The organism is Candidatus Lokiarchaeota archaeon (assembly GCA_014730275.1).
GTDB lineage: Archaea > Asgardarchaeota > Thorarchaeia > Thorarchaeales > Thorarchaeaceae > WJIL01.
In genome coordinates this window covers 41,025-63,243 of sequence record WJIL01000061.1, presented here as the reverse complement: position 1 = coordinate 63,243, position 22,219 = coordinate 41,025, and the positions used below count along the sequence as shown (strand labels likewise).

The following is a 22,219-nucleotide window of genomic DNA, read 5'->3' as shown; positions in this document are numbered from 1 at the left end:
GTTGAGAACCCGTGTCTATGGTGGTATTTCGTATTCTTAAGACTGATGCATGAGGAGCAAGATTGTACGATTTCTAAGCTCTTGTTTTCGGTTGAGGGAGGTGTTCTCCTGCATTTCTTGATACGCGAATCTAATGACGATGGCTATGCATACCCCGATGATTCCGATGCTTGTAACAGTCAAGATTGTTGCTATGGGTCCTTCAACGAAGATGAAAACTGTATCACTATTTAGATTTCCAATTGAGTCAGATGCGACGATGGTAAGATTATGACACCCCGGGGCTAGATTGCCAATCGGGAAGGTCAGTGAGTAGTTTGGGGATGTCCAATCTTCTGATTTCACTACTCTCCCGTCAAACATGATTTGATACTCATAGGGATCAATGTCCGCTAGATGCCATGTGATTGATACTGGTGAATGAAACACATCACAATGGACATCCTCAGGCTGACTAATTGATGGCCCCATGTCTCGAGCACTGTAGAAGTAGTTCGGGTTCTGACCGATTGTACAATACTCGCCCGGGGAATAATCCGAGACATTGAACGGACCTGACGTGACCATAGCCTCTTCAGGTGGCATGGGGTCCCATGTATTCCAACCATTGAGACCGATTTCTGAGAATATATGTTGAGGAATTATTGGTTTGTAGCCTACGGAATGTAGGTGCCAGTAGGATTCAGTATTGAATTCCACAACCACGCTTTTTTCCGTCTTTGCAAAAGCGGCGGTCATATTCTTAAGATCCATAGCTAGAGGGTTTCCAGGCGATTGCTGGTAGTAGTTCAATGTGAATGCCACATCTTCTGCTGTCAGTTTCTCTCCATCGCTCCAAGAAGCGTTGGAGATCAAGTCGAATGTGATTCGTGTATATCCAACAGGAACGCTTGGATTATCGCCATGCATCTCGATACGGTATTCTTCTGCTAACCATCCTATGTCTTCGCCTTCCCAGTCACGCGTAATCAGACTATCATATAGCATATCGAGGATATCCATTGTATACGAGGAAGAAGTGACCATGAAATTGAATGTATCAGGATCCAGCGAATTACTCCAGGTAAATGCTCCTCCAAATGGTCCGCCTTGGTTTTTCCTTAGACGAATCTTATAATTTGTCCAAAATCCATGAACGCCCTCTATGGGGTCCTTCTTGAAGCCTTCAAAGCGGTCCGTCCTATGAGCTGAGACTTGGAGGGCTTGATAGCAAACGATAATCGGAGACTGATAGGCCAGAATCTTCTGCATTTCGATGGCCGCTTCAAGAACTTCTCGGTGACTTGGCGAGTGAAGCAGTTGGTTTCGCCAAGAATCATATGTGGCATTCTTGAAGCCCGGGGAATTCCAGTACGGTTCATCAGCGTATTCTGACCAGTACTCATGGGCAAGCCAGTCAACATCAAAATCATCGAACATTTCGTTTAGAAATACAATGTCATAATCGTCTTTCCAGTACGGGGAAGGCAAGTTATACCATGTTGATGAGGATGTTGCATTCACTGCTAAGTCCTGAAGAGCAGATGCAACTAAAGTAACTGTATCAGCAGAAATTGATGATGAATCAGAAGCTTCAACAAGTACTTCGAAATCCTCTGTATTCGGTGCTTCTCTAAAGGTGTCATTGTCAATATCATGAAAACCGGCTTCATCCAGTATCTGGTTACCAAGCTCGACCTTTCCTTGGTAGTAATGGTATGATAATTCATCTTCGGCAGAGAAAGGATTAATCTCCGGAATACAACAATCCAGAGGTTGAGCGAGCCCATCCCACACTTCCGCACAAATAGCGTGCTTGTCTAGAGCGTAAGCTAACGCTCTTCTAAAGGCAGTTATATTCAAGGGGTATTTCCGGCAGTTGATGACTATATACCCGTAACCATTTCCCGGACTAATCCTCAGCTCTATGTCTTCTGCATCTGTTAGTTCGGCCACAAATGTTGGATCTATCATATCTCCTATCATGTCGATTTCGCCATCTTGCAAAGCGACTATGCTTTCAGTGTCACTGTGGGTGAAATCATAGACAATTTCTTCAACAAATGGACCACTCTTTTCCTGATTATTTGGAAATGCCAGTTCGGTTGGAGAAATCGTGGTCCGGTCGTCCAGACTGAGAGATATCAAGAATGGAGAGAGAGAAATTATCGCCCCAACTAGAAGAAGTATTCCTTTGTTGATTGTGGCCGACCTCCCGGAATAAAATATCCCTCATATTATACAATCTTTTTGTGTCCTTGATTACACTTCAAAATGATGCTGAGATTATCACCATCAACATTTAAGAAACCAGCTGTATCCAGCATCTCATTTGATTGTGCGATATTTGCGTTATAGTAATGGTACCATAACTCACTTTCGACTGAAACTGGATTATTTTTAGGTACACAGCTATCTAGCGGGTTAGCTAACTCATCAAAGACTTGGTTAACAATCTCCCATTTACTAATTGCACGAGCTAAAGCTCTTCGAAAAGTCATGATATCCTTCCTGATTACCCTTAGATAACGAAAAACCAGATTATCAAAAGTTTGGCTAGAAAAACAGCATCACATTCCGAATTCGCTTTCAACTCCGCAGTAGATGCCTTGTTATGTTTGACTGAGCCAAGTCTTCGAAAACAAGATACTTGCATACCCTTTGCAAATTACAGTGTATTTCAGTATCCATCAAGTGACTTCGGAATTAGAGATTTCTCGAATTTCTTGATATGCAACTCGAAGCACTATGACTATGCAAATACCAAGGATTCCGACGCCAGCGATGATTAGGAGTGTAGCTACGGGCCCTTCTACATAGATGAAGACAATATCACTGCATTGATTACCCATGGAATCAACAGCTATTATGGTTACATTGTGGATGCCCGGCAGAAGTACCTCAATTGAAAATGTGACTGTTTGATTCTGGGATTCCCATGACTCTATTCGCTGCACTGTATTATCAACAATAAAGCGATACTCCTTGGGATCAATGTCGGCTAGATGCCATGTGATTGATACTGGTGAATGAAACACATCACAATGGACATCCTCGGGATGAGTAATTGACGGTCCGAAACAACGCGCATTGAAGAAGTAATTAGGATTGTAGGTCATTGTGCAGTATTCATTAGGTTCGTATTCAGTGATATTGAATGGGCCTGAAGTAACCATAGCTTCATTGGGTGGATTCGGATTCCAATCCATCCATTTGTCAGAATCCATAGTTGAGAATACATGTTGGGGAATTATTGGTTTGTAGCCCACGGAATGTAAGTGCCAGTAGGATTCAGTGTTGAATTCGATGGCTACTCTGTTTCTTGATAGTGCAAAAGCACCAGTCATATTTCGAAGATCCCTTCCAAGAGGATTACCCGGGGATTCTTGGTAAAAAAACATGGTAAAGGCCACGTCTTCGGCTGTCAGGCTTTCTCCGTCACTCCAAGTGATATTGGAAAGCAGGTCAAATGTGATTCGAGTATGACCTTCCGTAACGCTTGGGTTATCATCGTGAGTTTCTATTTGATAGTCATCAGCCAGCCATTTGATATCTTGGCCATTCCAATGAGGTTTGATCAGACTGTCGTGCATCATATCAAGAACATCATAGGTATAAGCAGAGGAGCTGACCATGAAATTGAATGTATCAACATCGAGGGGAATGCTACGGGTAAGGGTTCCTCCGAATGGGCCACCTTCTGAGTCCTTCAGGTGAACTTTGTAGTTGGTCCAATATCTTGGAACGCCCTCTACAATATCATTCTTGAATCCTTCAAAGCGGTCTGTTCTATGAGCTGAGAACTCGATATTTTGGTAACAGACGATAATTGGACATTGATAAGCTAAGACCTTCTGCATTTCTATTGCTGCTTCATAGACTTCTTCATGGTCTGTTGAATGAAGCAACTGATTCCGCCAAGAATCATAGGTCAAATTCTCGAAGTTTGGATAATTGTAGAATGGTTGGTCGGAATACTCTGACCAGTATTCGTAGCCAAGCCAATCGACATCAAAGTCGGTGAAAGACTGTTCAATGAATATTATATCGTAATCACCGTGATAATATAGCCTATTCAGTATATTCCACCCATATCCGCTGACCGCATCTATTGAGAGATTCCGAAGGGCATTAGCAACCATCTCACCGGTTTCTATTGCTATATCTGAAGAGCAAGCAACTTCTATCAATACGTCGAAATCCTCACCATTTGGCGCTTCTCTGATGCTGTCATTATCAGAATCGTAGAAGCCTGCTGTGTCAAGAAGCTGGTTCCCAGTCTCGTAATTTCTTTCGTAATAATGATACGCGAGGTGTTCTTCAGCAGAAAAGGGATTATTCCGGGGCACACAGCTATCGAGTGGATATGCAAACCCCTCCCAGAGGTTATCTGAAATGGCTTGCTTATCTAAAGCGTAAGCTAGTGCTCTCCTGAATGCGGTGATATTGAAAGGGTATTTCCGACAGTTAATAGTGAGATACCCATTGCCGTTTCTCAGAGTCTCAGCTATCTCAATGTTATCTGCATCCTGCAATTCCGCTACGAATGAGGGATCCACTTGATCTCCAATCAGGTCGATATCGCCATCCTGCAGAGCCCGAACAGCCTGATCCTCCTGCGAAATAACTTCGTACCTAACACTATCAACGTAGGGGCCAAATCTATCTCTATTGGTATTAGAAGCATTTCGTGGTGGAATAGTGCTCAAACCTGCTACTTGACTGTATGAAGGAAAAATAAGCCCCAAAACCAAGAATATGCCAACAAACACAGGTCTGCTAACATCGGCCATGGTGCACCCACCTTAGTACTTCTCCAAATTGTCTCTTGAGTTTAATAAATCTACCATCAGCTATTCCTCGATCTTGTACCGAGTTCATAAACCACAACATGTTTTCGAGGATGGTGTCCGCTACACTTCCCGAGTGAGTCATCTACTGCACCTGGCCGAAACACTTTCCAATTGTCGAGTTCCGTGACGGGAAAATCTATCCAGTATGCATGTTCAAAGTTTATGCGTATGTCCTTCTGAAATTCAAAAATGCGTCATGCTTAGCATTCTGAAAGCTTTAAGTTGAATCATTCCAGTCTAAATTGCAACTTTCCATTCCGTATACTGGATGTGAAGATGCTTGGGCAATGAAGAAATTGGACGCATACCTGCTGGGGAGCTTCATCACAATATACCAACAATTGAGCGATACAGACCCGAAAAATACGAAGCAAGAACTCTACCATATTCAACCAAGTCTATATGTCCTGCATGCTGGCTTGATGATCATCGAGTTAATGTCATTGACGCGACCGTGTACGAAGAGGATTCGAAAATTCTCATGAAAAAGGAATGTGATATTCACGGTTCATTCCAAGATATCTATTGGTCCGATGCAGACATGTTTAGGCGGTCTATGCAGTACTGGTACAAGACAGTTGGCCTTGATAACCCGCGAACAGAGACTGTAGAGGGATGTCCGTTGGACTGCGGCCAGTGTCCAAATCATTGTGCTCACACAGCACTCGGTCTTATTGACGTAACAAATCGGTGCAACATGAGATGTCCAATCTGCTTTGCCAATGCTGCGGAGTCCGGAAGAGTGGTTGAGCCGAAGCCGTCTGAAATCCTTGAGATGCTTCGTAATTTGAGACGTAATCTTCCAGTTCCCTGCCCTGGTATTCAATTTGCAGGAGGTGAACCAACAGTCAGCCCCCATCTTTTGAAATACGTCCAATGGGCTAAGCAACTTGGATATAATCACATCATGATTGCAACTAATGGTTTGAAGATGGCTGGAGATTCTTCATATCTTCAATCGCTTATGGATGCAGGTCTCAATACGATCTATCTCCAATTTGATGGTGTGACAGCTAAGCCATACGAACTTGCTCGCGGTAGGGACATTCGAAATGTAAAAGACAAGGTGCTTGATAATTGCCGAGAAATCGGTCTTGACGGAGTGGTACTTGTGCCAACCATCGTCAAAGGCGTTAATGACCAAGAAATCGGTGACATAGTTAACTACGCCATAGATAACCGCGATATTGTTCGCTGTATTAACTTCCAGCCTGTCAGTATAACAGGAAGAATCGACTATGAGAAGCGGAAAGAGATGCGAATCACAATACCAGATGCTATCAAGAGGATAGAAGAACAGACGGATAACCGGATTACGACAGAGGACTGGTACCCGGTTCCTGCGATGATGAACGTTGGAAGGGCTCTTGGGCTGATGAAAGGCGAACCGACGGTTGAACTGCACTCGCACTTCGCATGCGGCATGGCCACTTTTCTGCTCTTTGACAAGAACGGCAATTACTATCCAATAACGGAAATCCTCGATATCGAGAAATTGCTAGAGGTTCTGGAGGATGTTTGCAATCTCTATGTCGATAGAAAACGCTTGGCCGGTATCAGATCGAAATTCAAACTCATGGGCTTCTTGAGGCACATCAAGAAGAAGACCTTCATGCGCCCAATCATTGAGGCGTTTCTCAACAAGGGTGATTACGATTCGCTCGCAGCTTTCATGCATCGCGTCATCATGATTGGGATGATGCATTTTCAAGATCCTTTCAATTTGGATTTGGAGCGTGTTCAACACTGCAGCATCAACTACTCGACACCTGATGGACGAATAATCCCCTTCTGTACCTACAACACGATTCATCGCGAAGAAGTAGAAAGTAGCTACTTAGAATCATGAGGTAAGTGACGGGAAATTCTCGGAGTAGCTTCAGTCAAGCTACTTCAATGACTGATTTGGCTGTGTAGCTAGTTCCTGTCTCGAGCCTCTTTTATCTCGAGAACACCCGTGCCTACGAATATGACTGTGCAGGCTACAGACACGCCTGTCATCAAGGGGCTAAAGAATGAAGCAATGGGGTTCTCTGATGTCGTTTCGTTTGCATTGCTTGGTGTGTATCGATAGAAGTAATTTGGGTTGCGACTGAACTCCACATATCGATTCTCCAGAGCTGATACGTTGTATGGTCCGGATGTTACCATTTCCTCTTCTGGAGGAACTGAGTAGTAGTGTTGATAGTCCGTGCCAGTGATATTCTTGAATACATGCTTTGGGATGATAGGCTTGTATCCGATAGTATGCAGGTGCCAGTAAGAAGTCGTATTGAACTCGATTACAAATTTGTCGTTGCCTTCTACATAAGATGCGATCATGCCTTCTAAACCCCGTCGAAATGGATTGCCTACCGTATTGCCGTAGTAGTTGAATGAGAATGCTACATCCTCTGCTGTAATTGGTTTTCCATCAGTCCATGTTGCATTTTGAATCAAATCAAAGGTAAATCGAACGTGTTCCGGTGAAATATAGTCATTATCATCATGTGTTTCGACTATATACGATTCAGCAAGCCAAGGAACGGTCTTTCCATCAGGTCCTCGTCGCATCAAACTATCGTAGAATAGAGTATAGAACTGCTCTACACCATAGCAGCATTGTTTAAATATGTTGAAAGATCCAATAGCTAATGGAAAGCTTCGGTGGAGTGTGCCACCGAATGGCCCACCTTGGTCTTCTCTTAGATGTACTTGTAGGCTTGTCCAGAAGCTTATAGGCCCCTCACTGACATCGTTCACAAAACCCTCAAATCTATCATTTCGGTAAGCTGAGATTTCGAAATTCGAATAGCAGGGAACAATAGGACACTGATAGAATAGTATCTTTTGCATTTCTCTGGCAGCTTCGTACACTTTGTCATATTCTGTTGCATGAAGTAGCTGATCTCTCCAGGAATCATAGGTGTCATTCTGAAAGTTTGGAAAGTTGTAGTAAGGTTTGTCCGCGTATTCCGACCAGTACTCGTAGGCGAGCCAATCTAAGTCGAAATCGGAAAAGGTCCGTCCAGTGAAAACCATATCATAATCTCCATGAAAATAGAGCCTGTTCAAATAATCATAAAACTCAGTAGGCACGAATATTGCGTTGATTCCGATTGTACGCAATGCTTGTTCTGCAATCTCACCGATTTCCATGGCAAATGAGGCTGAATCGGGTGTTTCTATGGTCACATTGAAGACTTCTCCATTTGGTGCCTCTCTGAATGAATCGCCATCGATGTCATCGAAGCCTGCATGATCCAGTATTTGATTGGCACGGGAAATCTCTGATTCATAGTAGTGATACGGCAAATCTTCTTCAATTGACCATGGACTCTTTCTTGGAACCACACTGTCCTGTGGATAGGCATGTCCTTCCCATGTTTCATCGCACATTCTTTCTTTATCTATCGCAAAAGAAAATGCCCTTCTAAAGGCAGTAAGATTGAGTGGATATTTCTGGCAGTTGATGCACAAGTATCCATATCCGTTCCGAGGTATTTCAGCTATGCGGATGCTTTCGGCTTCGGATAGTTCATCCAAATACTGCCACTGTATAGTATCATCGATAGCTTGGATTTCATCATCTAGAAGCGCCTGAATGGCCTCCTCTCCATATATCGAATCCAGTACGATCTTGTCTAGGAATAAGGCATTCCTAGTTACATTTGTTGCATTGACTGTTGAAGGCATACCCAGAGGTATGGTTGCTAGCAGAAGTACAGAAACGAGACAAATCGCCACCATGTCCCTCTTCATGGAAACTCATCACCGTAGACATGTATTCGTCAATGGAGTATTATTTCTTGTGTGGTATCTTGATACACAAATACTGCTAGTTCTAATTTCTATATCTACCCAATGCCCCCTATTCTAATGACGGAGACTGTGATTTTCTTCTTTTCTATCTCCAAGACATATTGCGGTTGTCCCGACGAAAATAATCATGGATGCACTCAGTACAAAGGGTGATAAGACATCAATTGCGTTCCATTTTCCACCGGTTGTTGTGGTTGGTTCATCCATTTCAGGCGGGATGTATCTTTTGAAGTAATGTGGATTGCGAGTCAGCTCCACCTTGTTTCCTAATTCATTATTCGATATGCTGAACGGTCCTGATGTTACATTATCTGACGATAGAGAAATGGCACAGCTTTCTGACTCCTCCGGATCCAGCTGTCTGAAAATGTGTCTTGGAATAATTGGCTTAGATGCAATAGAATGAAGATGCCAATAAGACTCGGTTTCAAACTCAAGAACGAGCGTGTAGTCAGTCTTGGCATAGATCGAATTCATATTCCTGAGTGAGGATACATACCATGGCATCACTCGTCGGAAATAATTGAATGTGAATACTACGTCATGTGCGGTAAGTCGCTTCCCGTCTGTCCAAGTCACATTCTTACTTACTTCAAACGTGAATCTGGTATGTCCTACTGGAACAGCTTCGTTATCCGCATGGGTCTGAATGGTGTATGACTTAGCAAGCCAACATACAAGATTACCATCTGGTCCTTGACGAAGCAGACTATCGTATAGGAAATCGAATATGTCGGATACTTGATAGTAGATGTCCGAACAAGAATGGGGCTTTCGAAGGTATCTAACTATAAGAAAGTCACTCCAATGCAGGGTTCCCCCGAACAGACCCCCCCTCTCATCTCTAAGGTGAATTTTCAGACTCGACCAAAAATTCGACGGCCCATGGGCTACATCATTTACAAAGCCACCGAATCTATCGTTTCTGTACGCTGCAACATTGAAACTTTCATAACAAACGACCACTGGACACTGCTCAAGCAGAATCTCCTGCATATTCGTAGCCGCTTCATAGACCTTTTCGTATTCTACTGCGTGCAATAGTTGGTCTATCCACGAATCATAAGATGCATTTACGAATTTGGGGTAGTTCCAGTAGGTTTCGTCTGCGTATTCGGACCAGTACTCATATCCAAGCCAATCGAGGGTGAAATCATTGAATGAAACAGCGAGGAAAACGATATCATAATTGTAAGGTATTCTTCCCCAGTATTCATAGTATTCAGGTGGCTCATGAACTGCTTTGATACCCATGCTTCGGAGAGTTTGTGCTGCAATCTCACAGATTTCGATAGCAATAGCTGACCAGGTCCCCATATCAACATCTACTTCGAAGCTTTCACCATTGGGCGCCTCTCGGTATCCATCATTGTTGATATCAGCAAATCCTCCAGAATCAAGTGTTCTGTTAGCCAGTGTTATGTTGCCATTGTAATAGTGATTTCTCAGTTCGTTTTCAATCGAAAAAGGATTGATCCTTGGAACCACGCTATCGTGGGGATATGCGAATCCTCCCCAGATTTCATCGCATATTTTCTGTTTGTCTAATGCGTATGCGAAGGCTCTTCTGAAGGAGCTTAGATTGAAAGGATAACGTCGACAATTAATACTCAGATAGCCATATCCATTTCTGAGTATTTCTGCGGTTTCTATATGCTCTGATTCTCCTAATTCAGCTGAAGCCGTATTATCGATGGACTCATCGATAAGCTGTATTTCATCGTCTAACAATGCTTGAATTCCTTCTCCCATATGCATGTCATGGAAAACGATCTGGTTCAGGAATGGGCCGTTTTGACTGGTGTTTGCTACATGGGTCTGAGAACTCGCAAATAGCGGTATTACTCCAATGCAAATGATGCATAGAATACCCAAGAATCTCTTCTTACGGTTTCTCACTCCCCTTCCTCCCCTGTTTTCGTGCGCAGTACCCAGAGTATGCATGCCCTGAAATGCTAACTACAATTGCAGTTACGATTCCCACGGCCCAAGGAGTAAGAATTGGAACGAGAGGATTCGTAGTTATGTTTGTTGGCTCCCAAGTAGAGTAGTGATAGAAGTAATTTGAATTACGTCTTAGTTCAATGCATTCGCCGAACTCATAGGATGAGATATTGAACGGCCCCCCTCTTGTGATTTCTGTGCCATGAATTTGAGGAAAAGCAAGAAACGGGACTATTGCTATCAACAGCAAACAGAATCCAACCAGTATTCCTTTCCATCCCATCAGAAACACCGAAGACACCTCCTATTAATACGAAGATATCTTATTGTTGTTGTTTTGTTAGGACCTACACATTCCTTGTATGGCTTCTAGTCTTCGGCAAAGTGTCGAACATCGGCCGCGAACAATGATTCAGTCTCATTTTGTGCACAAAAGACAATCTGGGAGATGGGGCATTAGCATCACCTCATGGATCGTATCTCCCGTATCCACATTACAGAACCTCCAACGATACCCGCAACAGCAGTTACTAGCACTCCTACTGCTAATGGGTTGATTACTATGAACTGAGGTGGTGTCGTCTGAGGTGTTGATATACCATCATTGTATTGATAGAAGTAATTCGGATTTCGGCTAAATTCCGTGTAATGGTCATCAAGGCGGTCTGACACATTATATGGCCCTGAAGTTATCATCTCATCTTCTGGAGGACTCAAATTGTATGAATTCCATTCACCTGGATCTAGTTGATTGTACACCTGCTTGGGGATGATAGGCTTTGTTCCTATATTATGAAGATGCCAGTATGAGGTAGTATTGAATTCAATGACAAAGGTATTCGCTGTTTTCGCAAAGGCTGCTTTCATTTCCTCCAGTCCGTACCTAAACCGATTGCCTACTGTATCTCTGAAAAAGTTGAATGAGAACGATACATCTTCCGCGGTAAGCGGTGAACCATCTGTCCAAGTCGCATTTTGAACTAGATTGAAGGTGAATCTTGTATATCCTGGTTGTACTTCCTCGTTATCTTCATGTGTTTCAATGCAATATGATTCAGCAAGCCATGGGATGAAATATCCATCTGGTCCTTCACGCAACAAGCTATCGTAGAGAAGTTCATAGTACTGCTCAACGCCGTAGCAATGCTGTTGAAACACGTTGAAAGTTCCCACATCTAGGGGGAAGCTCCTATGGAGTGTACCTCCGTAAGGGCCCCCTTGTTCTTCTCTTAGATGTGTCTGTAGGCTTGTCCAGAATGAGAATACCCCCCTATCGACTTGATTTACAAATCCTACGAACCTATCGTTTCTGTAAGCAGAGTATTCATATGTTTCATAGCAGATAATCTCTGGGCTCTGATAGACCCAGACTTCCTGCATCTCTCTGGCCGCCTCTTTCACACCTTCCAGTGTCGTATTGTGAAGCAACTGGTCTTTCCAAGAATCATAACTTGCATTCGTAAAGTGAGGGAAATGACAGCTGTCGCCAGCATACTGCGGCCAAGGTATATCAGCAAGCCAGTCAACACTGAAATCAGAGAAAGATTCGCCCATAAACGCAATGTCATAATCTTGATGGTGAAAGTATAGCTTGTTCAAATACTCATAGAAATCGGTTGGTTTTGAAGTTCCGTTGATTCCAAGAGATTGAAGAGCTTCTTCTACGATTGAACCAACTCCGATCGCAATTTCGGATGATTCAGCTACTTCTACTATGACATTAAAGGAATCACCATTTGGAGCTTCTCTGTATTTGTCCTCATCGATGTCATTGAAACCAGCAGCGTCAAGGAGTTCATTCCCTTTTGTGACATTAGCAGAATAGTAGTGATATGTGAGATCTTCTTCGATAGAGAAGGGATTGATTTTTGGGACAAGGCTATCAAGTGGCTCGGCTTTGCCAACCCAAACATCCTCACAGATGGCTTCTTTGTCGATTGCGAACGCAAGAGCCCTTCTGAACGCGGTAATGTTGAACGGATATTTGCGGCAGTTAATGGTTATGTATCCATAGCCATTTCTCAGAGTTTCTGAAATCTCAATCCCTTCAGATTGTTCTAATTCAGGCATAAGCGTAGGGTCAATCATATATCCTATGAGCTGAATTTCATCATCCAAAAGCGCCTGAATAGCTTCTTCTCCGTTCAAGTGGTGAAACATGATCTTGTCTAGAAACAAACCGTTCTTGATAGAGTTCGTCGTATTGGAGTTGGCAAATACAGAAAGCGGTATGACCCCCACCAAGAGCAAAGAAATGACACAAATCGTTAGTTTATCCCTCTTCATGAACCTCGACCCAGCTATAGGTGTAGCTACGCTGGCTTATAGATGTTGTTTGGTATTTTTGCACACATATTGCTGATATTCACCGATGAGGTCCAGGTTTATCCTTTGGAGGCTATTTTTACAAGTTTCTGATGAATCTGTTTGCTTCTCTTTCGTATTCTCTGGATCTTAGGGTAACCGCTGTTTTTCCATTTCGTTCACTTACTTGGACATTTACAAATCCCTGATTTGTGATAAACTCAAGGCAACAATCCTCAATTTCATCGCGAAGTGATAGTCCAATCTCACCTTCAAAGAAGTCCTTGGCTTCTTCCATCACTTCATTCATGTCCTTCCTAAGAACCTTCTCTACAACTTCCATACGTTAACCACGTCTTAACTATATTTAAGATATTGAAAATGGTGTGAAAAGTGTTGGCATAAGTAAATCTTCTCTTTCTGTACCAGCTCTGTGGAAAAAGTCGCCCGAATCAGTGTGAGAAGACAAGATGAGTAGTTAATTCTCTATTCCTATGCACGAATACAGACAATCCGGAACAGTAATGTGTGTCAATCCGATATATCAGTATGACTTTTTACACAGGGCCTTCCGTACCATTACCTTTATGTTGAAATCTAGAGACTTAACGATTATGAAGCAATATGATTTGCTAGTAGTCGGATCTGGAGCTGGAGCAAACGTCGGGGCGCCTGCTTATCAACAGGGTTTGTCTGTTGCTATCGTTGACAACGGAAGGTTCGGTGGCACGTGTCTCAACAGAGGTTGCATACCAACCAAAATCTTGACCTATGTTGGCGACATCATTACAAGAATCGAAGAAGCTGAAAGCATTGATTTGAAGGCGCACATTGACGAAATTGATTTCAAGTCACTCATGGAAAGAATGCGTGAAGAAACATGGGGCGATTCAAAAGAAATTGAGCGATCCATTGCTGAAACAGATGACTACGATTTTTACAATGAAACGGGCGAGTTCATCGATGACTATACTATCAAAGTCGGCGATGAGACTATAGAGGCGTCATATGTTGTGCTGGCGAGTGGAGCTAGACCGCTCATACCGCCCATAGATGGAATCGAGGATGTAGGTTATCTTACAAACAAGACCATTTTGGAAATCAATAAGCGACCCGATTCACTGATTATTGTTGGCGGCGGTTACATTGCAGCTGAGTTTGGTCATTTCTTCTCAGCCGTAGGCACTGATGTAACCATCCTGGGCAGGAATCAATATCTTGTTCCAGATGAGGATCATGATGTTTCCGACCTGCTGAAAGCGGAGCTCTCCAAGAGGATGGAAGTGCACACGAATCATGAAGTAATTCGGGTCAAAGAAGAAGATGGAATGAAGAAAGTAACCGCAAAGAATCGGCAGACTGGAGGAGAACTGGAGTTTGAAGCCGAAGAAATTCTCGTTGCCACTGGTCGACGTTCAAACTCTGATTTACTGAAACCAGAAAACACCGGTGTAGAAACCGATGACAAAGGCTGGATTGTTGTGGACGACTACTTCCGAACCTCAAAGGAACGAATTTGGGCATTCGGGGACGCTCTTGGAAAGCATATGTTCCGTCACGTCGCTAATGATGAATCACAGATTGTCTGGCATAATATGGTGAAATCGATTAACGACCCAGATGTCAGTGATGAAGAACTGGTTCCAGCTGACTATCATGCAGTTCCCAAAGCCGTTTTCTCCCATCCTCAAATTGCTACTGTTGGCATGACACTGCGGCAAGCAAAGAAAACAGATTACAAATTGCTGGTGGGGAAGTCTTCTTACACAAATACAGCTAAAGGCATGGCCATGGGCAATCCTGAGGGTTTCGTGAGGATTATTGCGGATCAGGAATCGGGCAGGCTACTGGGAGCTAGTATCATCGGACCGCATGCTCCAATTCTTATTCAAGAAGTCGCTAATCTCATGTACACCCAAAGTCAGAGCTTCGTGCCCTTATTGAAAGCTATTCATATTCATCCGGCTTTGTCTGAGGTTGTGCAAAGAGCTGCAGGTAGCATGGCTCCGCTTGAAGGTCAAGAACATCATCACCATCACGAGTAATCTCTGCTCCATGTTGCCTATTGCGGATTCTCTGCCAACGTGAGATTTGCGTGTTGACCACGGGTGAATTTCTACCAAACCATAGGCACATAGCCTTCTTTGATGAAATTTGACACGACCGTACCTACGTATTTGACTCCGATACCCAATCCGGAAATATCTTCGGATGTTTCTTGTTGGTCGGATATGTATTTGCAGGCAAGCGGTTCCGTTACATCTGCAAGAGCGGCCGCCGACTTGGCAACTTGCTCATTGGAGCTCAGTAGTTCCTCGGATGGGCCAAAGAATACGACTTGAACGTCTTCCATCCATTCGTGAACAATTGCATTCCGAGCGTACATCATTCCTGCAAGAGCTTTATCGGGATTGCCGCTGGCTATTATCACTAGGACTTTCGAGGTCATGTTTCACACCTTTTGCCTTGTATGAATAGCTTCTGTGCATTATATTCTTGTGTTCGAAAGACCTAAGACGTTGTGCTTCGTTGTTTGGGTGAATTCCAATGGCTGATTGCTTTGTAACCGGTGGTACTGGATTCATCGGGCATCATATCGTGAAGCAGTTATTCGAAGAACAACATGACATCACCGTCTTAATTCGTGAGGACTCGAGTCTGGAGCTTCTAGAAGGGCTTGATTATCAAACGGTTGTAGGTGATGTGACGAATCTAGAAAGCCTTCTCGAAGGTGTTCCGAATGACACACAATGGCTTTTCCATAACGCAGCAGTCATGGCTGATTGGGGAGGAAAGGAGCATTACTTCCCAGTCAATGTCGGAGGTACGGAGAACATACTCGAAGTGATTCGACGTAAAGAGATTCCCCAATTGATGCATACCTCATCGACAGCAGTTTATGGCTTTCCTGAAATCTCTGAGTCTATTACTGAGGACTATGAGAAGAATCCGGCCAATGCATATCAGGAGTCGAAACTGGCCTCGGAAGAGCTGATTCATGAATACATTGCGGACTATGGCATTGGAGCCTCGATGATTCGACCGCCTGTTGTTCTAGGCGAAGGCGACATGTTCACTGGGCCCCAGTTCATTGAGCGGATTGAAAACGGGAATATGGTCGTATTTGGAGATGGGAGCAACGAACAAAGCTTCGTTCATGCGAATGATGTTGCCCGTGCGCTTGTGAAGGCAGCAGAGAATTTCAAATCAGCGAAAAATGAGGCGTTTAATGTAACAAGTTTCAATTGCGAGTTCAAAGAACTCATGACAGCAATCGCTGAAGAACTTGGTGTGGAACCATCATTCAGAGAAATCCCATATGGGCTTGCTAAGGCTGTTGGCGGCTTTCTTGGCTCGCTATATCGGGCGTTTGGTCGAGATAATGCACCTCTCTTGACTTCCTTCAGAGCGAAAATGTTTGGATCTGAGTATCTTATCGATGATACCAAGATCCGCGAAAAGATTGGATTCAGTCCGAAATGGGATTTGGAATCAACAGTTTGGGATATGGTTGAGTGGCGTGGTTTCGTAAAACCCAGATAGAAATCGGTTTTTGTGCGACACAAAGACTTTTTCTAGGAAAGAACTATCTATGAACTGTGGATGATAATTATGGAGAGAAAGATTGGCGAAGTGACCCATTACTTCACAAACATAGATGTTGCAGCAATCGAGCTTGAAGATGAACTGAACGTAGGTGATACCATTAGAATCAAAGGCCATACCACCGATTTCGAACAGAAAATCGACTCGATGGAAGTTGATCGAGATCCGATTGAAACCGGAAAACCTGGCCAAGAAATTGCCATAAAGGTAAAGAACCGCGTTCGAGAACATGACGAGGTTTTTCTAGTCTAATAGTAGAAATCCTCTCTCGGCGTCAAATCTTCATCTGCCGCTACGATTTCCGCTCTTCCAGTCCCAACTGAGATTGAAGTCTGTCACATCATATTCAATAGAATATTCAAGCTAATTGGGTTTTCTTTTTCTTCTGAGCTAATAAAATTGCTAGACCTAAGAGTAAATCAGTGCCAAGAAGAAAACTGAATCAGAGAGATGGGAAGAATTGAATCGATTTGAGAATCGTCGTGAGGCTGGTAGGCTGCTAGCGGACAAACTTCTGGAATACAAAAGCATGAAGGATTTGATGGTTCTAGGTCTTCCTCGCGGTGGGGTTCCTGTGGCTTTCGAAATCGGCCAGAAGCTGGAAGTATCACTTGATGTCTTGATTGTTCGAAAGCTTGGGCTGCCATATAACCCTGAGGTTGCATTCGGTGCTATCGCGTCAGGAGGAATAAAAATAATCAACCATGATATGGTGCGACGGGCGAATCTCACCGAAGAAGCTATCGAAAGGGTGTTTGAGAAAGAGCAGAAAGAGCTTGCAAAGAGGCAAGAGAAATATGGCAGCAGCCTTCTAGAAGACGATTTGAAGGAGAAGACCATCATTCTGGTTGATGATGGTATGGCTACGGGAGCGACTATGCAGGTTGCCATCAAAGGATTGAAAGGAGCTGGCGTGAAGAGCTTGATCGTTGCAGTAGGAACAGCCCCTCCTGACACCCTTAGAGAAATCGAATCAATGGTAGACGAAGCAATCAGCCTCCTTGGTCCCAAACCTTTCTTCGGTGTTGGAACTTGGTACAAGGATTTCTCACAAACAACAGATCAAGAAGTGAGAGACTTGCTTGAAAGGACAAAAGACGATAACTGATAGCATACAGTACGTTGATGCATCATAGACGTGCTATTGATCGAGTTCTGCTCTGGTTTTTTCTGGTCTATGTTTTCAGTTGTATTCGTGATATATCGTCATAATCACTCAATTTCTTGTCTGTGATGTCATTTCCGCGGTCGTCCACAATCATCCAATCTGAGTCTTGGTCAACGCCTTTGAAAGGCCAGTTCTTTTTGGCCGCAGAGCGGAAAGTTGCATCTTTGTGGCCTGTGATTATTTTTTCTTTTCCAGTCTTGCTATCAACAATCACTCTGTGTAATCGTGAGGTGTCCACTTCGGTGAATCCACCGGAGCGTTCATCTGTAGCCCCTATTCGACTATTGGCATAGGAAAGCAGTATGACTGCTCCAATCCCAGTAACGAGCGCCATCAAAATATAATTGAACGGGGGGCTCAACAGTCCACCAAATAGGAAGTATGCTCCCAGGAGTGGATAGATTAAGATGAAGGCTCCAGTAACAACGAAAGCCACTGCAAAAAGCTTCACAAGGTTCTTGATTGATTCGTAGTTCACTTAGTCTGAACCTCCTACATTCATGTCACTATTTCATTTTGTGCTTTTATGGTTTTCACCAAGAATGATAGGTTTGCCCAGGTAATTGAAGAATCTCTGCCAGATGTGCAGAATAATTGTAACTCTTGGCAATGTTCGCCATGAGACTGAAAATGATCCCTAATCATAGTATTCTACACTGTCTTCTATTGAGGAATATGATCTCTCCTCGCTGTGATAATCGCTCACCCTTTCTACACCGTATTTTGGGACAATCCGTGCGATGCCGTCATAATCAGACAAACGTTTTCGAGTGATATCATTGCCTCTTGCGTCTTCGATTATCCAATTTGCGTCTTCATCGATGTTTTCAAATGGCCAGTCTCTCCTGCAAGCCTTTCTGAACGTGCTCTCAGGAGAACCAAAAACGACGCATTCCTCGCCCGTATGCTCGTCTACAATAACACGCCGAAGAAAGCTAGTATCAAATTCGACGTACTTCGTCTCCCGTTTTTTATGAATTCCCCAGCTCTTACAGATAAAACTGATACCTGCTGCAATAACGGCCACCTGGAAGAAGGCATAAAACGCCCACGGGAGATTTGTGTATATGTCTGTCGTGCCAGTGAACGCTACGATGACAAGATAGATTCCACCAAGAAATATCAGCGATGTAACACAACTGATGTACCAGTTCCCTGTGTTTTTGCGCGCCAAAAGAATGAAACTCCGTCGATGTGCTGCTCTGTCCTTTCTAAGACCTTTTGTTCTAAAATATTTTCGCAGCTTTCGCAAGCTATATGACCTTCGTCTTTCTCGAGTAAAATAGACGTGACTCTCAATGGACTCAAGGATAGTAGAACATGCAAAGATTCTGGTCGAATGGTCCACAGAAGTTCAAGAAGGCGATATGGTCATTATTCGTGCACATCCGGATGCGCATGACCTTGTCGTTGCGTTGAACCGCGAAATAGCAAAAGCTGGTGCAGTTCCGATGGTTCTTATGTCCAGTGAAGAAGCTTCTAGAGCCTTTTTTGATGGCGCATCAGATGAAACGTTGAAGATATTCCCCGAACATCAGAAGGCAGCAGTTGAAGCAGCTGATGTATTTATCGGCGTCAGTTCGCCAGTAAATACGAAAGCTATGGCGAATGTGGATCCAAAACGGCAGATGATTTCACGCAAAACGCGGAAGGAATTGAGTGATATCATCATGGATAAGCGGTGGTGCGGTACCGTCCATCCCTGTAGAACACTGGCTCAGCAGGCCAATATGTCTCTGAATGAATACCAGGATTTTGTGTATTCTGCAACGCTCATCGACTGGGAAAAGGCAAGTGAGAACATGTATCTCATGAAAGAGCACCTTGAAAGCCATAATGATATCCGATTCATCGGTCCAGAAACTGATCTTCATGCTTCAACAGAAGGACGAATCTGGGTTGCTTCTGACGGTAAGCATAACATGCCCAGCGGTGAAGTCTTCACAGCTCCCGTAGAAGATACTGTTGAAGGACACATCTACTTTGATATACCCTTCATGCAGCAGGGGAAAGTTATCGAAGGGGTACGACTCACCTTTGAGAATGGAGAGGTTGTGGACTACTCGGCGGAGAAGAATGAAGAAGTTCTCGAGTCTATAATCAATACTGACGAGGGCTCTCGTTATCTTGGAGAGATGGCAATTGGAACAAACCGCGGTATCAAGGAATATACCTTGAACATGCTCTTTGATGAGAAGATTGGTAACACCATCCACTGCGCGTTAGGTCGAGCCTACAAGGATTGCAATGGAACCAATGACAGTGCTGTTCATGTGGACATGATTAAGGACATGAAAGAAGGAAAGGTTCTTGCTGGAGATGAAGTCATCTACGAGAAAGGCAAATACTTCTACGAAGAATAATCCGCATAGAGACCCTCATGAGGCAACGAGGATCTAAACCTGCTTCGTTGTCTTTCGAGATACTATCGTTATGAAGACGAATTCTAGTGCTGATTGCTTTTGCCTAGTTACTGCATGGTTTAGATGAATCACCGGACCGATTATCTTCGTAAGGAAAATGGTTTTCTAGGGAAAAGACAACGGAATACATTAGGATGAGGCATAATGGATTATTCAAAAGCTGCAGATTACATCTCCCAGATATATGCTGACACCCCTAGACCGAGGCACCAAGAATATCTTGAACGGACACTAACTGCGGATTTCATGCCTGTTATCGAAAATGAAGTTGCTGATTTCTTCAGGGTCCTTCTTCAGCTGGTGAAAGCCAAACATGTTCTTGAAATTGGCATGAGCATTGGATTTTCGACATCGTCGATTGCAAATACTGTGAAGGCACATGGAGGCCATGTTACAAGTATCGAAATCGACCAGGATATAGCTAGTTTCGCTCGTAAGAACTTCGAAAGATTGGATTTGGAAGATTATATCGAAGTCAAGATTGGTGATGCAGAGAACTTGATTGCTGATTTCGAAGGAGAATCTTTTGATGCAGTTTTTCAGGATGCGGACAAAGCACTGTATCCGCCTTTGCTAGATGAATGCCTCCGAGTACTGAAACCGGGAGGCCTCTTTCTTGCAAATGACGCCCTTATCCCGCTTCGTCGGAATCGGGAGGATTGGGATGATACTATGGAATCAATACACACTTTCAACAAGAAGGTGGCGGATTCTACCGGTCTGGAAAGCACGATATTACCAATTGGAGGCGGCATTACTTTCGCAATGAAGAAGACCTCCTGACTCTGTGCAAATTTCGTTTATTAGGGCTCGAGCTAGATGTGAAGATAAGGAAGTAGTCACATTGGAGACTAACGAACAAATACCCGGAGAAGAAAGGCAATTCAGGGTTAAGCAGAAGATTATATCGCTTAGACCTGTCTACGAAATCTACGAGGAAGCCTCTGACAAGAAAGTGGCCATTGGGAGACAAACATGGCTGAGTTTTCTGAGATCCACCATTCATATAGAAGACCCAAATGAGAATAGACTATTGACCGCAAAGAGCGGTTTGTTCAAGAAGAAATTTGAACTCGTCGAACCGTCTGGTGAGGTTGTGGGTGCCATTGAACGCCCATGGTTTTCCTTTGGCAAGAAATTCAAGATTCTTTATCGCGACGAAGTCATCAAGGCCGAAGGTGGCATTCTAGGCTGGGGGTTTGAAGGCTATAGCAGCTCTGGACACTTTGCATTGAAATTGGACAAGAAAGTAATCAGCCTACGCGACGAATTCCGAGTTACTGTTGGCAGATATATGGACTGGCTTCATGGTGTAACTGCGGCGATCGTTGTAGATATGATGTTCTTCCAAGATAATGATTGATTGGTCTTATCTGGACGAGTATCTAGAAGGGCTTCTGGGCTACAATCCAAATGTAGCCCCTCCGGTCCTCCTCCCTCACGAGGACCACTTCTTTTCCGAAACTGTGAATTTTCCAATCTTCTAATGAGTCTTTAAGCTCCCTCTCTTTGATGAATCGGATTTCTGGGTCCGTTTCGAAGTGGGGTTCGATATTGCCTGAATACACCAGAAACCGCCCAGGTTTTACAGCTTGTTTGATTTCTTCAAGCCGTGGAATTGCTCGTTCGAAAAGGTACTGAAGAATTTGGACCGCAACAATAACATCGTATGTATCCGAAGGAATAGGCCACGAGTCTATGTCTCCTTTCAAGAATCTGATACGCTCAAGCACATCTGCGACTTTTGCACGCTTCTTTGCTAACCTGAGTGCAGAATCGAGTGCATCCATTGCAGTCACATTTATTCCCCATTTCGCTATGGCGCATGCTGCCTTACCATCTCCACATGCGAGATCCAGAGCGTCTATTTCCTTTGGATTGATATCTTCGATTTTAAGGGCGTGTCGAAGCCGCGTTATTGGGTGTGCTGGTACGAAGTCGAGGAGCTCTTCTGTATCTTTCTCAAGCAAATCGCGATAATGCCTGTTCCAGCCACCCATCCATTCCTCGGGAGCTGCAACCGAAATGTCCTCGTCATTCATAGTCATCACAGTGATTACCGGGCATGTCGCTTGATAAGGGATGTGTTGTCTGTAGAAACCCTTATTGAACGAAAAGACTAGTTCTTAATAGACTGCATA

20 protein-coding genes and 1 pseudogene are annotated in these 22,219 nt (G+C 43.7%); 8 read left to right on the top strand and 13 right to left on the bottom strand.

Annotation, left to right across the window (positions count from 1 at the left end; all coding sequences use genetic code 11):
* Nucleotides 1-36: 36 nt before the first annotated feature.
* The 3 genes from GF309_06545 to GF309_06535 all read right to left on the bottom strand — a co-directional run bounded on the left by GF309_06545 (nucleotide 37) and on the right by GF309_06535 (nucleotide 4,772).
* Nucleotides 37-2,127 carry a hypothetical protein gene (locus GF309_06545; protein ID MBD3158435.1) on the bottom strand — a complete coding sequence of 697 codons (2,091 nt, stop codon included), beginning with the start codon at nucleotides 2,125-2,127 and terminating at the stop codon, nucleotides 37-39.
* A gap of 89 nt (nucleotides 2,128-2,216) precedes the next feature.
* Nucleotides 2,217-2,480 carry a hypothetical protein gene (locus GF309_06540; GenBank protein MBD3158434.1) on the bottom strand — a complete coding sequence of 88 codons (264 nt, stop codon included), beginning with the start codon at nucleotides 2,478-2,480 and terminating at the stop codon, nucleotides 2,217-2,219.
* A gap of 189 nt (nucleotides 2,481-2,669) precedes the next feature.
* The gene (locus GF309_06535) at nucleotides 2,670-4,772 is read right to left on the bottom strand and encodes a hypothetical protein (protein ID MBD3158433.1); all 2,103 of its coding nucleotides are present in this window, start codon (nucleotides 4,770-4,772) and stop codon (nucleotides 2,670-2,672) included.
* A 340-nt stretch (nucleotides 4,773-5,112) separates the two neighbouring features.
* Between GF309_06535 and GF309_06530 the strand changes: the two genes are divergently transcribed.
* Nucleotides 5,113-6,681, top strand: a complete 1,569-nt coding sequence (locus tag GF309_06530) for a radical SAM protein (GenBank protein MBD3158432.1) — start codon at nucleotides 5,113-5,115, stop codon at nucleotides 6,679-6,681.
* Between the two features lie 68 nt (nucleotides 6,682-6,749).
* Here GF309_06530 and GF309_06525 read toward each other — a convergent pair whose 3' ends face one another.
* The 5 genes from GF309_06525 to GF309_06505 all read right to left on the bottom strand — a co-directional run bounded on the left by GF309_06525 (nucleotide 6,750) and on the right by GF309_06505 (nucleotide 13,224).
* Nucleotides 6,750-8,573: a hypothetical protein gene (locus tag GF309_06525; GenBank protein ID MBD3158431.1), complete on the bottom strand. Its 1,824-nt coding sequence runs from the start codon at nucleotides 8,571-8,573 to the stop codon at nucleotides 6,750-6,752.
* Nucleotides 8,574-8,687: 114 nt separating this feature from the next.
* Nucleotides 8,688-10,577, bottom strand: a complete 1,890-nt coding sequence (locus tag GF309_06520) for a hypothetical protein (GenBank protein ID MBD3158430.1) — start codon at nucleotides 10,575-10,577, stop codon at nucleotides 8,688-8,690.
* Nucleotides 10,519-10,860: a hypothetical protein gene (locus GF309_06515; GenBank protein MBD3158429.1), complete on the bottom strand. Its 342-nt coding sequence runs from the start codon at nucleotides 10,858-10,860 to the stop codon at nucleotides 10,519-10,521. Before GF309_06515 ends, GF309_06520 begins: the two co-directional genes overlap by 59 nt.
* 179 nt (nucleotides 10,861-11,039) lie before the next feature.
* Nucleotides 11,040-12,863, bottom strand: coding sequence for a hypothetical protein (locus GF309_06510; protein MBD3158428.1), 1,824 nt, complete (start codon nucleotides 12,861-12,863; stop codon nucleotides 11,040-11,042).
* 118 nt (nucleotides 12,864-12,981) lie between these two features.
* Nucleotides 12,982-13,224: a hypothetical protein gene (locus GF309_06505; protein ID MBD3158427.1), complete on the bottom strand. Its 243-nt coding sequence runs from the start codon at nucleotides 13,222-13,224 to the stop codon at nucleotides 12,982-12,984.
* Between the two features lie 151 nt (nucleotides 13,225-13,375).
* On the opposite strand from GF309_06505, the gene GF309_06500 reads away from it, so the two are divergent.
* Complete coding sequence (locus GF309_06500; protein MBD3158426.1) at nucleotides 13,376-14,926, top strand: dihydrolipoyl dehydrogenase; 1,551 nt, start codon at nucleotides 13,376-13,378, stop codon at nucleotides 14,924-14,926.
* A gap of 71 nt (nucleotides 14,927-14,997) precedes the next feature.
* Here GF309_06500 and GF309_06495 read toward each other — a convergent pair whose 3' ends face one another.
* Nucleotides 14,998-15,330: a hypothetical protein gene (locus tag GF309_06495; GenBank protein MBD3158425.1), complete on the bottom strand. Its 333-nt coding sequence runs from the start codon at nucleotides 15,328-15,330 to the stop codon at nucleotides 14,998-15,000.
* A 98-nt stretch (nucleotides 15,331-15,428) separates the two neighbouring features.
* Here GF309_06495 and GF309_06490 point away from each other — a divergent pair, with 98 nt between their 5' ends.
* Together GF309_06490 and GF309_06485 are read left to right on the top strand one after the other, a co-directional pair.
* Nucleotides 15,429-16,424: an NAD-dependent epimerase/dehydratase family protein gene (locus GF309_06490; GenBank protein MBD3158424.1), complete on the top strand. Its 996-nt coding sequence runs from the start codon at nucleotides 15,429-15,431 to the stop codon at nucleotides 16,422-16,424.
* A 66-nt stretch (nucleotides 16,425-16,490) separates the two neighbouring features.
* Nucleotides 16,491-16,739: a translation elongation factor-like protein gene (locus GF309_06485; GenBank protein ID MBD3158423.1), complete on the top strand. Its 249-nt coding sequence runs from the start codon at nucleotides 16,491-16,493 to the stop codon at nucleotides 16,737-16,739.
* Nucleotides 16,740-16,845: 106 nt separating this feature from the next.
* On the opposite strand, the pseudogene GF309_06480 reads toward GF309_06485, so the two are convergent.
* Nucleotides 16,846-16,923 (bottom strand): annotated as a pseudogene (locus GF309_06480) (LPXTG cell wall anchor domain-containing protein).
* Between the two features lie 24 nt (nucleotides 16,924-16,947).
* Here GF309_06480 and GF309_06475 point away from each other — a divergent pair.
* The gene (locus GF309_06475) at nucleotides 16,948-17,595 is read left to right on the top strand and encodes a phosphoribosyltransferase (GenBank protein MBD3158422.1); all 648 of its coding nucleotides are present in this window, start codon (nucleotides 16,948-16,950) and stop codon (nucleotides 17,593-17,595) included.
* Between the two features lie 67 nt (nucleotides 17,596-17,662).
* Here the strand turns inward: GF309_06475 and GF309_06470 are convergent, their stop codons facing one another.
* Together GF309_06470 and GF309_06465 are read right to left on the bottom strand one after the other, a co-directional pair.
* Entirely contained in the window at nucleotides 17,663-18,133 is a 471-nt protein-coding gene (locus GF309_06470; protein ID MBD3158421.1) for a hypothetical protein, read from the bottom strand.
* Nucleotides 18,134-18,292: 159 nt separating this feature from the next.
* Nucleotides 18,293-18,829: a hypothetical protein gene (locus GF309_06465; protein ID MBD3158420.1), complete on the bottom strand. Its 537-nt coding sequence runs from the start codon at nucleotides 18,827-18,829 to the stop codon at nucleotides 18,293-18,295.
* A gap of 124 nt (nucleotides 18,830-18,953) precedes the next feature.
* Here GF309_06465 and GF309_06460 point away from each other — a divergent pair, with 124 nt between their 5' ends.
* From GF309_06460 to GF309_06450, 3 genes are all read left to right on the top strand, one after another.
* Nucleotides 18,954-20,018: an aminopeptidase gene (locus GF309_06460; protein ID MBD3158419.1), complete on the top strand. Its 1,065-nt coding sequence runs from the start codon at nucleotides 18,954-18,956 to the stop codon at nucleotides 20,016-20,018.
* 204 nt (nucleotides 20,019-20,222) lie between these two features.
* Complete coding sequence (locus GF309_06455; protein ID MBD3158418.1) at nucleotides 20,223-20,861, top strand: methyltransferase domain-containing protein; 639 nt, start codon at nucleotides 20,223-20,225, stop codon at nucleotides 20,859-20,861.
* A gap of 61 nt (nucleotides 20,862-20,922) precedes the next feature.
* Nucleotides 20,923-21,441 (top strand): hypothetical protein, encoded by a 519-nt coding sequence (locus GF309_06450; GenBank protein MBD3158417.1) that lies wholly within the window; start codon nucleotides 20,923-20,925, stop codon nucleotides 21,439-21,441.
* 22 nt (nucleotides 21,442-21,463) lie between these two features.
* On the opposite strand, the gene GF309_06445 is transcribed toward GF309_06450, so the two are convergent.
* Complete coding sequence (locus GF309_06445) at nucleotides 21,464-22,126, bottom strand: methyltransferase domain-containing protein (GenBank protein MBD3158416.1); 663 nt, start codon at nucleotides 22,124-22,126, stop codon at nucleotides 21,464-21,466.
* Nucleotides 22,127-22,219 lie beyond the last annotated feature (93 nt).